The organism is Pseudomonas sp. N-1-13 (assembly GCF_057787095.1).
Window position 1 is genome coordinate 1746660 of the sequence record NZ_JBYNRI010000001.1, and the last position, 14692, is coordinate 1761351.

Genomic DNA, 14692 nt, shown 5'->3' on the forward strand with positions numbered 1-14692 from the left:
TGGGGATCCTGCGTCTGTGCCCAGGCTTGACGCGGTACATGCGTGACAATCCGTTTGAATGCGCATGACGTGACTGCCAGACTGGCGTCTGACGAGGCGCAATCATACGTGCCGCCCGATCTGCGGAAAAGCGTCGGATCGGGCTTTTTCAATTGCCGAGGTAGGACGATGGAAAAGTTGCAGAAAACCCTTGAAGAATGGCGCGCCATGCTTGACCCGGAGCAGTACAACGTCTGTCGGCTAAAGGGCACCGAACGGCCATTCTCCGGTAAATACAACGACACCAAGACTGATGGTGTGTACCACTGCATCTGCTGCAACGAGCCATTGTTCGATTCGCAGACCAAATTCGATTCCGGTTGCGGCTGGCCCAGTTTCTACGCGCCGATCGAAGGCAGCGCAGTGGTGGAAGTGCGCGATGTCAGCCACGGCATGATCCGCACCGAAGTGGTCTGCGCCAAATGTGACGCGCACCTGGGCCACGTCTTCCCTGACGGCCCGCCACCCACGGGCTTGCGTTATTGCATCAATTCGGTGTGCCTGGATCTGGTGCCCCGAGGGTAACTCTGTGGGAGCAAAGCTTGCTCGCGATGAAGGCACCTCGATCTCTGAAAGACCGTGTCGCCTTCATCGCGGGCAAGCCTGGCTCCCACAATCTGTGATGCGGGTATTTTTGGATAATTAAATTGCATGCAATTTAATTGCTCGCTATCTTCAGTGTCCTCTTCTTCCCATCTGGAGCCTTGCCATGAGCGACAACCTGCTGAGCATCCCGTGCACCACGATCAAGGGGGAGCAAAAGACCCTCGCCGATTTCGCCGGCAAGGCTGTGCTGGTGGTCAATACTGCCAGCCAGTGCGGCTTCAGTCCCCAGTACAAGGGGCTTGAGGCGTTGTGGCAGACCTACAAGGACCAGGGCCTGGTGGTGCTGGGCTTTCCCTGCAATCAATTTGGCAAGCAGGAGCCGGGCAACGAGGGGGCGATTTCCGAGTTCTGCGAGTTGAACTTTGGTGTGAGTTTTCCGCTGTTCAAGAAAATCGAGGTCAACGGCGCCAATGCCCATCCGCTGTTTGTCCAGCTCAAGCAGCGGGCGCCCGGCGTACTGGGGTCCAAGGGCATCAAGTGGAATTTCACCAAGTTCTTGATCGGCAAGGACGGCCAGGTGGTCAAGCGGTTTGCGCCGACCACCAAACCCCAGGACCTGACCGGTGAGATCGAAGCCTTACTCAAATGAATGATCTGTCAGTCGATGCGCTGAAACTCGACAGCCAGTTGTGCTTCAAACTGTACGCCGCGTCGCGGGCGGTCATTCGCGGCTACAAGCCCATGCTCGATCAGCTCGGCCTGACTTATCCGCAATACCTGGCGATGCTGGTGCTGTGGGAGTGGCAGGTAAATGCGCCGGAACAACCCACGGTCAAGGCGCTGGGCGAACGGCTACTGCTGGATTCGGGCACGCTGACGCCGTTGCTCAAGCGCCTGGAACAACTGAGCCTGGTTCAGCGCCAGCGTTCGGCCCGCGATGAGCGGGAGGTGCATCTGAGCCTTACGCAAACCGGCTGGGAATTGCGTGAGCAGGTCGGTCCGCTCAAGGCCCGCCTGTTATGCGACAGCGGGCTTGACCTGGACCGCCTGGGAGAGTTGCGAGACGGTCTCGATCATCTGTTGGGGCAGATCAAAGCGCTGACGTAAGCGGCACCCACTGGTCCAGCAACGCCGCCAGCTCTTCGCGCCGAAACGGCTTGGACAGGTAATCGTTCATGCCGGCGGCCCGGCATCGCTCACGTTCCTCAGGCATGGCGTTGGCTGTCAGTGCGACAATCGGCAGATCCGGCCAGCGCCCGCTGCGACGGATCTGGCGACTGGCTTCGTAACCGTCCATGACTGGCATGTTGCAATCCATCAGGACCAAATTGAAATCCCTCTGTTCGAGCAGGTCCAGGGCTTCGGCGCCATGGGCCGCGACGATGACTTCGCAACCGAGCTTCACCAGCATGCCCTTGGCCACCAGTTGGTTGACCGGATTGTCTTCCACCAGCAACACCCGCCCGCGTTTGGACGGCGCCAGGGTTTCGATCTGAGCGTCATTGATGGTGGTGGCGTCGCTTTGCAAGGCGCGACGCAGGATCTGATAGAGGGCATGGCGCGCCAGGGGCCGGGCCTGCTGTAACAAGGGCGCGAGGGCGGCGGCTTCTTCGCTGGGCAGAAAACTGCCATATGCGGTGACCAGCAGGATGGGCGCGTCGAAAGTGGGACGCATATTGAACAGGCATTCCGGGCAGTCGGTAATCAGGACATCAGGCTTGAGGCCCAGCAATCCGTCATCCACCGAACGTCTTTCATAGTCCAGCCCCCAGCCGGGCAATAGCATGTTGAGCAATTCGGCCAGGCCGCTGCTGCGGTCGGTGATGGCCACAATATTGCCGCGCAAGGGCTCGACGGGCGTCGCCGGGGTATGGCAGGGCAGGGGCAGGTCAGCGCAGAACTGGCTGCCGAAACCGGCCTCGGAGGTGATCGTCAACTGGCCTTGCATGGCTTCACAGAGGTTGTAGGTCAGCGCCAGGCCCAGCCCGGTGCCACCGAATTGGCGGGTAATGCCAACACCGGCCTGGGTGAACGGCTGGAGAATTCGTGCTTGGGCTTCCTGGGGGATGCCGATGCCGGTGTCACAGATCTCGATTCGCACGCCGTCTTCATGTGGACTCAAACGTACGTCGACCCGGCCGAAGCGAGTGAATTTCAGCGCATTGGACAGCAGGTTGCTGACGATCTGGCGCACCCGGGTAGGGTCACCCAGGACCTGTGCTGGAAGCGCCGGGTCGATCAGGCAGGCCAGCTCGACGCTGGGAGCTGCGTTCTGGGAAAGCAGGTTGGCGGTGTCTTCGACCAGCGAGCCAAGGTCGAACGGGATGCGTTCGAGTTCCAGTTGACCGGCGTCGAATTTCGACAGATCAAGGATATCGTTGAGCAGTTCAACCAGCACCTTGCCCGAGTCATGGGCGATCGATAGCTGTTGCTGTTGTTCGGCCGTCAGGGGGCCATCCAGTGACAGCGCGATCATTCCCAACAGACCGTTGAGCGGCGTGCGGATCTCATGGCTCATGTTGGCCAGAAAGACGGAGCGGGCTTCGGCCATATCCAGGGCGGTGCGCCGGGCCACTTCCAACTCCTCGTTGGACTGGCTGAGGCGGGCATTGATGGCTTTGAGTTCGGCGGTACGGGCCGAGACAATGTTTTCCAACTGCGCCAGGTAATCGGTGAGGCGATTTTCGGCCGTGCGCCGTTGCTGGATCTCGGTGGCGATATTTTCGAACTGCTGGTTGGCCACCGAGACCAGTACACCGATCTCGTCCTGCTGGTGGCCGGAGGGGCATTCCAGACGACTCTGCTCGCCGCTGCTGGGATCGCGGCTGCTCAGTTCGCGGATCACCCGAACCAGCGGCTTGGTCAGCATCACATAAAACAACGCCAGCAGCAGACCGGTCAGGATCAGGCTGCGGGCGAAACCGTTGAGCAGCGTCACTTCGGCCCGGCGCAGGAACCGGCTGCCGAAAGCATAGGTGTCGACCTCCAGCCGCAGCACGCCCAGGGACTCGGCCGGCAGGTGGTCCAGATAGAGGCGGTCTTCGAACTGGCGCTGGGCACCGAAGAGAAAGTCGCTGATGAACCGGTAACTGCTCTGCAGTTCGGGGCGTTTGACGCTGGCCAGCACGGTGTTGTTGTTATCGATCAGTTGGGCACCGATGATGGCCGGTGAGCGCAACAGGCCCAAGGACAGCTCCTGGGCGAGTTCGGCATCGATGTTATAGGCGATACGCGATGCCGGGTTGTGGCTGATTTCCAGCAGCGACAGGATTTCACGGTTGATCGACGCGTCTTCGCTGGCATAATCGATGCCGATCTGCATCAGGCTGAGCAAAGTACCCAGCACGAAACCCACCAGAACGGTCAGCCGGGCCTGCTTGTAGGACAGCCGTTGGGTGAATCTGATGTCCATGGAATGATGAACCACTTACGTTTCCCTTCGCCGCTCAAGCATAGCTGATCATCTCTGAATACCGATGCAGCCGGTTTATGTTGTGTGGGATAGACCCGCCATTGGGTACGGCGTTTCGTCGCTGTAGCGCCATCATCACTGTGAACCTGTCCGAGGAGAAGACATGGACTCTCGATTGAATGCTTTTCTTGAGCGTGCCGATGCGGTGCTGGCTCGCATAGAGCCCTTGTTGCCTGCTCCACGGCCGGCTATCGATTGGACCCGAACGCTGGCGGCCCGTTGGCAGCGCGACGGGCGCAGTGGTTACCTGCTGCCGCTTGAAGTCAGCCTCGACATGCGCCTGTCGGACCTGATTGGCGTGGATCGTCAGGTTGAACAGCTGGGTCGCAACACCCGCCAGTTCATCGATGGCATGCCGGCCAACCATGCGTTGCTGTGGGGCTCGCGTGGCACTGGCAAGTCGTCTCTGGTGCGCGCGTTGCTGGCCGAACATGCCCAGCATGGCTTGCGGTTGATCGAGATCGAGCGCGATCACCTGGCCGATCTGCCGCGGGTGGTCGAACAAATCGCAAAGCTGCCGCAGCGCTTTGTGCTGTTCTGCGATGACCTGTCGTTCGAGTCCGGGGAGGGCGATTACCGCGTTCTTAAAAGCGTGTTGGACGGGTCTCTGGAACAGGCGCCGGACAACGTGCTGTTGTACGCCACCTCCAACCGCCGTCACCTGGTGCCGGAAAAGGAAAGCGACAACGAGAACTGGAAGCGGGTCGATGGCGAGCTTCACCCCAGCGAGGCCGTGGAGGACAAGATCGCCCTGTCTGACCGTTTCGGGTTGTGGCTGTCGTTTTATCCGTTTACCCAGGAGCATTTCCTCAACGTGGTGGAGCACTGGATCGGCGAGCTGGCGGCCAAGGCCGGGCTGGCCTGGCAGCGTGATGAAGCGCTGGATGTGCAGGCAGTGCGTTGGGCCACCGGGCGCGGCAACCGCAACGGACGTTGCGCTTATCAGTTTGCCCGATATTGGGTGGGCCTCAAACTTCTGGAGAATAAGGCATGATCGATTTGAAAGGCACCGGCGAAGGTCTCGACGGCTATGGCTTGTTAGCGGCACAGCTTGAGTCCTTGCTGGCCGATGAGCGTGATTTCATCGCCAATGCCGCGCAGTTTTCGGCCTTTCTGTTCAGTCAGCTGGACGACTTGAACTGGGCCGGCTTTTACCTCAATCGCAACGAAGAACTGGTGCTGGGCCCATTCCAGGGGCAGATCGCCTGCGTGCGAATTCCCTTTGGCCGTGGTGTGTGCGGGACAGCGGCGGCGACCCGCCAGACTCAGCGTGTTGAAGACGTCCATGCCTTTGCCGGGCATATCGCCTGCGACAGCGCGTCGAACAGCGAACTGGTGGTGCCGCTGGTCAAGGGCGGGCGCCTGATCGGCGTGCTCGACCTGGACAGTCCGAAACTGGCACGTTTTACCGAGCATGACCGGGCCGGTATCGAGCAACTGGCCGATATCTTCCTGCGCCTGACAGACTGCTGACCCGCTTGCCGTAGCAGTTGGCCATAGCTCGGACCGCGTTCGGCTCGGCAGCGCCTACAACGGCGGCTTTCATGCCTTCAGTCCGGCCTTGTCCAACAGGCTGTCCGGGTCGACCTCATCGATCTGGCGCGGATCGAGAAACTGGTTGGCGTAGCTCAGGTAGATCTTTTCATCGATGAACAGCCCGAACAGCTCTGGATCGATGTGGGCGTCACGGCACATGATGGCCATGATGCCCAGGGCTTCACTCAGTTTCTTGGCCTTCTTGTAAGGACGATCGGCAGCCGTCAGTGCTTCGAAAATGTCCGCAATCGCCATCATGCGTGCCGGCAGGCTCATCTCCTCGCGTTTGAGCCGCTTGGGATATCCCGTGCCGTCCATCTTCTCGTGATGCCCGCCAGCGATCTCCGCCACGTTGCCCAAATGGCTGGGAAAGGGTAACTGGCTGAGCATCAGGATTGTTTGCACCATGTGATGGTTGATGACGTAACGCTCTTCACGCGTCAGCGTGCCTCGTTTGATGCTGAGGTTGTAAAGCTCGCCGCGGTTGTACTTCCAGGGCGGCACGTCGAGCTGGAACCCCCACGGGTTGTCTGTCGGGATCAGCTCGGCTTCGTGCCGCTCCAGCAGGTGCTCGGGCTTGTCCGCCAACAACCGTTCAGTGACTGGAAGCGCAGGCTTGGGCGTGCGTGCCTGGCGCCGGTTCTCTTCCCAGGAAACCCCCAGGCGGTCATCCAGGGTCCGGGTCCAGGGGCGTTGGGCGATATCTTGCAAACGTTGCAGGTCGGCGTCGGCCATGGCCTCGGAGCCGAGGTTGCAGCGGGCGACGAAAGCAAAGTCGTCATCGAGGCTGGCCAGTGTGGCGTCGCGTCGCTGGGCCAGGGATGACGGCTCGCCACCCGTTGCCAGGGCCTGCCAATAATCGACCCAGGCGTCGCGCTTGAGCACCTCGAAGCGCGTGCGGATCTCGTGGATCCGGTCGTTCAGGGTTTCCAGTTTGGTGGCTTTGTCGACCACGTATTCGGGGGTGGTGACCTTGCCGCAATCGTGCAGCCAGGCGGCGATGTGCAGCGCTTCCCACTCATCTTCCGTGGGACGGTAGGCCTGGAATGCCGACGCCTGGCTGGCAGCGGCGGCCTGGGCGAGCATCAGCGTCAGGGCTGGCACCCGCTGGCAATGACCGCCGGTGTAAGGACTCTTGGCATCGATCGCCCCAGCCAGCAGTTGAATGAACGAATCGAGCAGTTGTTTTTGCCGGGCTTGCAGGCGCTGGCCTTCAATGCTCACGGTGGCGGCGCCGGACACGGCCTGCAGGAAGGCGATGCGGTCTGGCTGCAGTTTTTCCAGGTCGGCTTCGGTGCCGCTGTCGGTTATCAGCAACACCAGAACCCCGACGGTTTCCTGGTGACGATTGCGCAGGCGGATGCCGATCAGGTGAACCCGTGGCGCATCCAGTGCCAGCAGGACACTCTTGAGGTCGCCGACCTGCTCGAAGCCCAACGAGGTGACGAGGTTGTCCGAGGCGTCCAGTTGCTGCAGCCATGGCGGGCTGTCCTGTGCCTTGAGCGCATGACCTTGCAAGCCGAAGGCAGCAAGGTCCCGAGGCCTTCCATCGATGACCAACCCATAGGGCCTGACCTGATCGTCATCGTTCTCGCGCAGGTAAATCAGGCCGGCCTGGGCCTGGCCGATTTTCACTGTTTCGAACAGCACCCGCTCCAGCAACGGGGCAAAGCGGGTTTCGGCGCGCAGACTGGCGGTGATTTCGAAGAAGCTTGCCAGGGTCTCTTTCATTCGCGCCATCGAGACGCCCAACTGATCGACCTCCAGCACGGGGGAGCGACGGGACACCGGGTAGTTGAAATCGAAGCTGCGGATGGCGTCCGCCTCCTGCACCAGTGCGCGCAGGGGCTTGACCAGAATCCTGGAGGTCAACCAGCCCAGGGGCAGGCACAGGAGCAGAGTGGCGAGGGTAATCAGCGCGCCTTGCCAGCGCATGCGATAGGCATCGGCCAGCAACTCATCCTCAGGGACCAGCAACGCCAGTTCCAGGCCCTGCGGCCCGCCTTCCTGCATGTGGCTGCGCGAAACGATCCATTGGCGTCCACCAGCCTCCAGGCGTGGGGTGTCGGTGTTGTCGTCGAGTGCGGCGGCGATGGCCGGGCTGAGGTCGCGTGCCTTGATCAGGCGTGCCGACTGGATGTCGGTGATCAGCCGATGACTGTCGGGGTAGGCGACTGTATTGCCCTGGGGGTCGAGCAGCACAATTTCGGTGCCGGCGGTCACCCTGTGCTTGGCCAGGGTCTGGGACAGGGACGCCAGGGTCAGGTCGGCAGCGATGACCGCCTGTTCGCCACTGCGCCGGGCGAGGGTGGTGCCCAGGTTTTGGGTGGAGAAGAATACGTAGGGTTCGGTGGTGATTTGCTCGGCGCTTCCCAGCGCGCTGCGAAACCAGCCTCGGTTGCGTGGATCGTAGGATTCGTCGGCAATGTCCTGACGGCTGACGAGCGTCAGGCTCTGGTCGTAGAACAGCGACTGGGCACGAACCTGGCCGGGGGTAGCTGTCCTATCCACGGTCCAGACCTGGTAGGCCGCGTTGGCCGGTGCTTTCAGCGCGGTCTTCAGGGCTTCGGTACGCAAGGGACGGACCATCAGGAAGTCGCCATTGCTGTCGCCCAGGTACAGCGACGCCAGGTTCGGGTTGTCCCGCAGCGCCTGGCTGAAGGGGGCGAGCAGGGCCAGGCGCTGAGCGATCCTGGGTTCACGTGTCGCCGGGTAATCGGCTAGCAGGCCCAACAGGTGGCGGATGGGTTCATAGGTGTCATACAAATCCAGGCGTACGTCCTGCTCGATGCGGTTGAACAGTTTTTCACTGCTGGACAGGATGATTTGTGTGGTTTGGTGATAGTTGAAAATGCCTAGCACCACACCGGTCAGCAGCAGGAGCAACGTAAACATCACGCTGATGTGTACGTGCAAGGGGAACCGGCGTTGTTGCGGACGCGGTGCGCTGGGCATTGCAGTCACTCCAAGTGTTGATGGGCGTTCCCAACTCATTCCCTGCCGCGCCGGGGGAAACCAATCGAGAACGCCCCTGGTGCGCACTGCTGAGCGATCAGCATAGTAAACGCTGGATTATTTTGCCTTGGCGATCTCTGTTTCCAGGGCGCGCTCCAGTTCGGTCATGGCCTGGTCGAGCGCCTCGGTACATTCGCCAATGGGTTGCGCACCCTGTGCCTGGTGGCAGGCGTGTTCCAGCGCCTCACATCTTTGTATCAACGAGGTCGCCTGCACGATTCGGGCGACGCCTTTTATTTTGTGCGCGGCCTCGGTCAGTGCCTGTCGGTCCCCACTGCGGGCAATATCGAGCAACTCCCGGCGGTCCGAGCGATTGCTGCTGAGCAGTTCTTCCAACAGGCGCCGGATGGACAAGGGGTTGCCACCGGTCAAGGTCTGCAGGCTTTGCACATTGAAAGCCTTGGGCCGGCTGGTGGATCTGACTGTTTTCATCCATTGGCTCAGGGCGCTCAGGCTGATCGGTTTGAACAGGCAGTCGTCCATTCCGGCGTCCCGGCAGCGTTGTTTTTCCTCCGGTTGTGCGTTGGCGGTAAACCCCAGGATGGTGCAGCGCGGCAGTTCGCGTTCGCACTCATGGCGACGAATCGAACTGGCCAGTTCGTAGCCACTCATGATGGGCATGTTGCAATCGGCGATGACCAGGTCGAAATCCCCTTCATGCCAGGCTTTGAGTCCTTGTGCGCCATCATGGGCGACCTGATGGTGATGACCCAGGTACTCCAGTTGTTGCGACATCAACAAGCGATTGGCCGGATGGTCATCCACGACCAGGACGCTCAAGGCGGCCGTGGCCGTTTCAACGACAGGTTCCGGGGGCACGCAAACCGTGGTGGTCGGCAGGGTAGTCAGTTGCAGTGAAATCTGGACCCGGGTGCCGACGCCCGGCTCACTGCTCATGTGCAGACTGCCGCCCATCATCTGACACAGGTTGCGACTGATCACCAGGCCAAGTCCTGCGCCCGTTCGCGCCATCCGGCCGGTGTTGTCAACCTGGGAAAACGGCTCGAACAGACGTTGCAGGTCTGCCGCACTGATGCCGATGCCGCTGTCGCTGACCTCCAGTTGCATGTGCAGGGTGTCATCCGGGGCGGTCGGAGACAGTTGGACCTTGATTTGAACTTGACCCTGTTCGGTAAATTTGAGGGCATTGCTGATCAGGTTCGAGAGCACCTGTTTGAATCGCAAGGGGTCTATCAGGACGTCCGGGTTGCCTTCGGCCGGGTCGAATAGCAGCGACAATGCCAGGTTCTTTTGTCGGGCAATGCCTTCGAAAACCCGTATGACCGATTGCAGCAAGGCCCTGAGATTGACCCGCTCGGGCGCCAGGCTCAGGTGACCTGACTCGATCCGTGCAATGTCCAGGATGTCGCCGATCAGCTCGAGCATGCCGGAAGCCGATTCATACGCCACTTCTATGGTCGAACGGTCCAGATGGCCCTTGTCGGCATGTTTCAAAGCCAGCTCCAGCATGCCGATCACCGCGTTCATGGGGGTGCGGATCTCATGGCTCATGGTCGCCAGGAACGTGCTTTTGGCGCGGTTCGCATTATCGGCCCGCTCCTTGGCTGCTCGCAGTTCGTCGAACAGTTGGCGTCGTTCGCTGATGTCGATCCAGCCGCCAATGATGCCCTGTACTTCGGCGTTTGAGTTGCGATAGGGGAGAATCCAATGGTAGATGGTCAGCTTGTCAGCCCCGATATGTAACGGGCGATCCAGGACCAGCGGAGTGCCTTCGGCCATGACCCGCTGATAGTCCGCCTGGTACTCCTGCGCTTCGAAAGCATTGCTCATGGACCCAGGCATGACGTTCTTGCCGATGACTTCTTCGCGTTTCACGTTGAACGTCTGCAAGTAACTGTCATTGCAACTTTGCAGGAAACCGTTGCGATCTCTGACGTAGATCGGGTGAGGGGTGCCGTTGAGCAGCGAGTGCATGAACTCAAGCTGGTCATTGAGGGCCAGCTCCGCCCGTTGACGTTGCCTGATCTGGCGCTGCATGTAGGCATTCCATGCCAGCGACAGCAGCAACAAGAGGCCGACGCCGGCGACGATCTGAAAAAACAGGCGGTTATAGGTGCGCCACACGTGTTCCGATGCCGACACGTAACCTCGCCAACGATTATTGATCACGCCCAGTTCGTCCGGGTCGATGCTGGTGAGGGCTTTGTCGAGAATGGAGTTCAGCTCCACGGCGTCTTTGGCAGTGGCCAACGAGAACATGGCCTGGCGGGTTCCTACGGTGCTGCTGATTTGCAAGGTGTCTCGCAACGAGTGCGACGAGATGAAGTAGTTGGCCATGACCAGAGAGTTCACGCTGCCATCGATCTGGCCCTTGGCGAGCATTTCAACGGCATGGAGAGGGTCGTCGGTTTCGATGATCTTGATGTCCGGATACTGGCTGCGTAGCCATTCAATGACCGGATTGCCTTGAGTGATGGCCAGGCTTCGGTCGCCGAACTGGTCGAGGGTTGCCGGGGTGTCGGCTTGCTTGCGGGTCAGCAGGACGAATGAGCTGTCGACGTAGGGGCGGCTGAACTTCAACTGTTGCTGCCGCGCGCTGCTCGGCAAAAGCGCTGCAATCATGTCGGCCTGACCGTTCAGGACCGCGGCAATCATTTCGCTGTCATTCTGAGTGCGCTGGATCTCCAGGCGGATGCCGGTGCGCAACCGGATCAGCTCCAGCAGGTCGGCACTGATGCCGCGAAAGTCACCATCGGAGTCGAAAAAAGTGAAGGGCGCCGCGGTTTCGTTGACCACGACTCGCACCACCGGGTGCCGTGCCAGCCAGCGTTGCTCCCGGGCGGTCAGTTGTATCTTGTGTTCCGTGAGATACAAGTCGCTGCCAGCGCTCCAGCGTTTGGAAATGGCCGCTTGCTCGGTGATGGAAATCTGGTTCAGCGTGGCATTGATGGCCTCCAGCAGCCGGGTATCGTGACTTCGAACCGCGAAACCGAATCCATAGGACTCATGCTTGCCGAAGCTGGCCATGCGGATGTTGCTCAGGTAACCCTTGCTGATCATGTAGTGGGTGGAAATGGTATCGCCGAGAAAGACATCCGCCTGGCCGAAAGCGACGGCGTTTATGGCGTTCTGGTAGGAGGGGTAGGTGCTGATGATTGCCTTGGGGTAAAGCTTTTCGATTTCCCGCAGCGGCAGGTAGTGATAAACCATGCTCAGCCGCAATCCCTGGAGATCTTCGGTCAGGGAACGGCTTTCATTCGTCCGGGTGACGAGAACGGGCTGGTCCACTGCATAAGGGGTCGATAGCACAATGCCGGGGGTGCGAGCTTCGAAACCATTGGCGGTGCCGAGCAGGTCGATTTTTCCATTCTTGAGGGCAGCAATGGCCTCGTCCCGGGAAGCGAAACGCAAAACCCGCATGGGCAGACCGATCGCCCTGGCGATGACGCCGGCGTAGTCGGCAGTCATGCCCTCGTAGTCTTGCCCGCTGGTGGACAGATCGAAGGGCGGATAATCAGGGGCAGACGTTCCCAGTACCAATTCCTGCCGGTCCTGTAACAGGCTACGGTGAGCGTCATCCAGCAGGACCTCGACATGAGCCGCCGTCGAACGACCCAAAAGCGTGTAGTGCTCGGGCGTGCCCGGCGTCGCCATGAGGACGTGCGCATATAACCCCGCGCTTAATAGCAGGAGGCATCTACTTATGCATTTGAGCATCCGGTCTTTTCTCACACCAGCGCGTTGCGCTTCGCCATTTCAATCAGTTCTACCAGGGACTTGACCTTGAGTTTTTGCATCAATCTTTTTTTGTAAGTGCTGACGGTCTTATTACTGAGAAACATACCTTTGGCTATTTCCTTATTGGTACGGCCCTGAGCAAAAAGTTGCAGCACCATCAACTCTCGGTCATTGACACTTTTGAACAGGTCCAGCTCTATGCTGCGAGGATCATCCTGGCGGACCGGATTCAGTGCCTGGCTGGGGAAATAGTTATAACCGGACAACACGGCCTTGATTGCACTGACCAGTTCGCTGAGGTCTTCCTGTTTACAAACGTATCCCGAGGCACCGGATTGCATGCACCGGATACCGAAAAGCGTTGGGGACTGAGCGGTGAGCACCAATGTTTTAAGGGGCGTGGTCATGGCGTTGAACCGTGAGAGAATTTCCAGCCCGTCAAGCCTGGGGATGCTGATGTCCAGAATGACCAGGTCCGGCATGCATTCGCGCACCATTTGCATCGCATCCACACCGTTGTCAGTTTCCCCTACGACTTTATAGCCCTCATGCTCCAGGAGCATGCGAACGGCGAGGCGGATGACCGGGTGGTCGTCGACAATGAAAACGGAGTTCATGAATAAAGTCCCTACGAGCTTAATAAAGCGCGCACCTTAGCCCAGTTAATGCCGGGGTCGTATGAGGAGACAGGCATACATATTCAATTTCAGAAGTTTCCTACAAAAAAAGAGGCGGGGTACTACGATGTGATTGGGTTTTTAGTAGGTGAATGAACTAGGAAGGGGAATTGTTGCCCGTTTTGAAGGGGAGATTTCTTTCAGGATGTTGTTTATACAAACAAATAGAGCAAGGGTTTTATTCAGTATTAAATGGCAGGCCATCGACTTTTCAGAAACGAATACGACGCTTCATTGCCGTTTACCCCGCCCCGAGGGGCGGGCCTGCCAAACCTCAATGACTGTGCCTTCGCATCCAGGCTTGCCGCCGACGCCCTCTCATTGGCGAGTACGGCCCGTCATCTCCTGAGCCATTTCGCTGGCGTAGCTGTCAGTCATCCCGGCGATAAAATCGATCATCCGCAAGAATGCACCATGCAACGAACCGTTCGGATCGGGCGCGTTGTTACCCAGCAGGTCGAGAATTCGCCGATTCTTGAACGAAGGCGTGCGACCGCCATGTTGCTCCAGGGCGGCGCCGCAAAATCCGTTGAGCAGGATTTCCAGCGTGGTGTAGGCGCCGATCTCATGCAGGGTCTTGCGCTTGTCCTGGAAGATTTTCTTGCGCGCCATGTCCTTGGCATTCAATACGCAACGTTTGGCTGGGCCATGCATGTGTTCCACCAGGTCCCCTGGCAGCGTACCGGCCAGCAATGCTTGCTGCTGCTCGACGAAAGCCCTGGCTGCGGCGTTGGTCAGATGTTCGATGGCCTTGCCCCGCAGGATCGCCAGTTTGCGTCTTCGCGAGTCCAGTGGTCCAAGTTGACGGTAAGTGTCCGGGAGATCGTCGCCCACCAGGTCCAGAAGCAGCGACTCCACTTGCGGGTATTCCAGCAGCTCCATTTCCACGCCGTCTTCCAGGTCGATCAGCGCGTAGCAGATGTCATCGGCGGCTTCCATCAGGTAAACGAGCGGATGCCGTGCCCAGCGCTGGTCTTCGAGCTGAGGCAGGCCGAGCTTGTGGGCGATCTGTTCCAGCAACGGCAGTTCGCTCTGGTAGCAACCGAACTTGTGCTTCTTGTAGCCCAGGGAATCCGCGTGACGGGCGGTCCATGGGTATTTGAGGTAAGTACCGAGGGTGGCATAGGTCAACCGCGTACCACCGTCGAACTGGTGATATTCAAGCTGGGTGAGCACCCGGAACCCCTGGGCGTTGCCTTCGAAATTGAGAAAGTCGTTGCGCTCGGCCTCGGTCATGGCGTCGAGCCAACCGCGGCCGGCGGCCTGCTGGAACCAATAGCGGATGGCGTCTTCACCGGAATGACCGAATGGCGGGTTGCCGATGTCATGGGCCAGGCAGGCCGATTGCACCACCATGCCCAGGTCACTTGGCTCGCACCACTCAGGCAGGGCGCTGCGGATGGTTTCTCCCACGCGCATGCCCAGGGAGCGTCCGACGCAACTGACTTCCAGCGAATGGGTCAGGCGTGTGTGGATGTGGTCGTTGCTGGAGACCGGATGCACCTGGGTCTTGCGTCCCAGGCGCCGGAACGCGCCGGAAAAAATGATGCGGTCATGATCTTTGTGGAACGGGCTGCGGCCCAACTCTTCCGGGCTATGCAGCGTTTTTCCGAGGCGCTCGCGAGTCAGCAGGGTGTGCCAATCCAAGGCTGGTTGCTCCGTTTGATAAGGTCGATGTCCTAGCTTCGCGGTTCGCGGGGCACCTCGC

10 protein-coding genes are annotated in these 14692 nt (G+C 59.7%); 5 read left to right on the top strand and 5 right to left on the bottom strand.

Annotated features, from left to right (window positions below; all coding sequences use genetic code 11):
- Positions 1-168: 168 nt before the first annotated feature.
- The 3 genes from msrB to AC3I65_RS08050 all read left to right on the top strand — a co-directional run bounded on the left by msrB (position 169) and on the right by AC3I65_RS08050 (position 1692).
- On the top strand, positions 169-564 hold the full coding sequence (gene msrB / locus AC3I65_RS08040) for a peptide-methionine (R)-S-oxide reductase MsrB (protein ID WP_047226373.1): 396 nt from the start codon (positions 169-171) through the stop codon (positions 562-564).
- 184 nt (positions 565-748) lie between these two features.
- Positions 749-1234 (top strand): glutathione peroxidase, encoded by a 486-nt coding sequence (locus tag AC3I65_RS08045; protein ID WP_488523609.1) that lies wholly within the window; start codon positions 749-751, stop codon positions 1232-1234.
- The gene (locus AC3I65_RS08050; protein ID WP_047226375.1) at positions 1231-1692 is read left to right on the top strand and encodes a MarR family winged helix-turn-helix transcriptional regulator; all 462 of its coding nucleotides are present in this window, start codon (positions 1231-1233) and stop codon (positions 1690-1692) included. The genes AC3I65_RS08045 and AC3I65_RS08050 overlap by 4 nt, the downstream gene beginning before the upstream one ends.
- Here the strand turns inward: AC3I65_RS08050 and AC3I65_RS08055 are convergent.
- Positions 1676-3997: a hybrid sensor histidine kinase/response regulator gene (locus AC3I65_RS08055; RefSeq protein ID WP_288912843.1), complete on the bottom strand. Its 2322-nt coding sequence runs from the start codon at positions 3995-3997 to the stop codon at positions 1676-1678. The genes AC3I65_RS08050 and AC3I65_RS08055 overlap by 17 nt on opposite strands.
- Positions 3998-4160: 163 nt before the next feature.
- On the opposite strand from AC3I65_RS08055, the gene AC3I65_RS08060 reads away from it, so the two are divergent.
- Positions 4161-5051, top strand: coding sequence for an ATP-binding protein (locus AC3I65_RS08060; RefSeq protein WP_047226377.1), 891 nt, complete (start codon positions 4161-4163; stop codon positions 5049-5051).
- Complete coding sequence (locus tag AC3I65_RS08065) at positions 5048-5530, top strand: GAF domain-containing protein (RefSeq protein WP_047226378.1); 483 nt, start codon at positions 5048-5050, stop codon at positions 5528-5530. Before AC3I65_RS08060 ends, AC3I65_RS08065 begins: the two co-directional genes overlap by 4 nt.
- A 69-nt stretch (positions 5531-5599) precedes the next feature.
- Here AC3I65_RS08065 and AC3I65_RS08070 read toward each other — a convergent pair whose 3' ends face one another.
- From AC3I65_RS08070 to AC3I65_RS08085, 4 genes are all read right to left on the bottom strand, one after another.
- Positions 5600-8548 carry an HD domain-containing phosphohydrolase gene (locus AC3I65_RS08070; RefSeq protein ID WP_488523610.1) on the bottom strand — a complete coding sequence of 983 codons (2949 nt, stop codon included), beginning with the start codon at positions 8546-8548 and terminating at the stop codon, positions 5600-5602.
- Positions 8549-8665: 117 nt separating this feature from the next.
- The gene (locus AC3I65_RS08075) at positions 8666-12223 is read right to left on the bottom strand and encodes a transporter substrate-binding domain-containing protein (RefSeq protein ID WP_488523611.1); all 3558 of its coding nucleotides are present in this window, start codon (positions 12221-12223) and stop codon (positions 8666-8668) included.
- 74 nt (positions 12224-12297) lie between these two features.
- Positions 12298-12924 carry a response regulator transcription factor gene (locus AC3I65_RS08080; protein WP_047226381.1) on the bottom strand — a complete coding sequence of 209 codons (627 nt, stop codon included), beginning with the start codon at positions 12922-12924 and terminating at the stop codon, positions 12298-12300.
- Between the two features lie 378 nt (positions 12925-13302).
- A complete protein-coding gene (locus AC3I65_RS08085) occupies positions 13303-14631 on the bottom strand; it encodes a deoxyguanosinetriphosphate triphosphohydrolase (protein WP_047226382.1) in 1329 nt (442 codons plus the stop codon).
- Between the last annotated feature and the right edge of the window lie 61 nt (positions 14632-14692).

Excerpts from the sequence above, each read along its gene's own strand:
- msrB (WP_047226373.1), top strand. The coding sequence starts at position 169 with ATGGAAAAGTTGCAGAAAACCCTTGAAGAATGGCGCGCCATGCTTGAC.
- AC3I65_RS08045 (WP_488523609.1), top strand. The coding sequence starts at position 749 with ATGAGCGACAACCTGCTGAGCATCCCGTGCACCACGATCAAGGGGGAG.
- AC3I65_RS08050 (WP_047226375.1), top strand. The coding sequence starts at position 1,231 with ATGAATGATCTGTCAGTCGATGCGCTGAAACTCGACAGCCAGTTGTGC.
- AC3I65_RS08055 (WP_288912843.1), bottom strand. The coding sequence starts at position 3,997 with ATGGACATCAGATTCACCCAACGGCTGTCCTACAAGCAGGCCCGGCTG.
- AC3I65_RS08060 (WP_047226377.1), top strand. The coding sequence starts at position 4,161 with ATGGACTCTCGATTGAATGCTTTTCTTGAGCGTGCCGATGCGGTGCTG.
- AC3I65_RS08065 (WP_047226378.1), top strand. The coding sequence starts at position 5,048 with ATGATCGATTTGAAAGGCACCGGCGAAGGTCTCGACGGCTATGGCTTG.
- AC3I65_RS08070 (WP_488523610.1), bottom strand. The coding sequence starts at position 8,548 with ATGCCCAGCGCACCGCGTCCGCAACAACGCCGGTTCCCCTTGCACGTA.
- AC3I65_RS08075 (WP_488523611.1), bottom strand. The coding sequence starts at position 12,223 with ATGGCGACGCCGGGCACGCCCGAGCACTACACGCTTTTGGGTCGTTCG.
- AC3I65_RS08080 (WP_047226381.1), bottom strand. The coding sequence starts at position 12,924 with ATGAACTCCGTTTTCATTGTCGACGACCACCCGGTCATCCGCCTCGCC.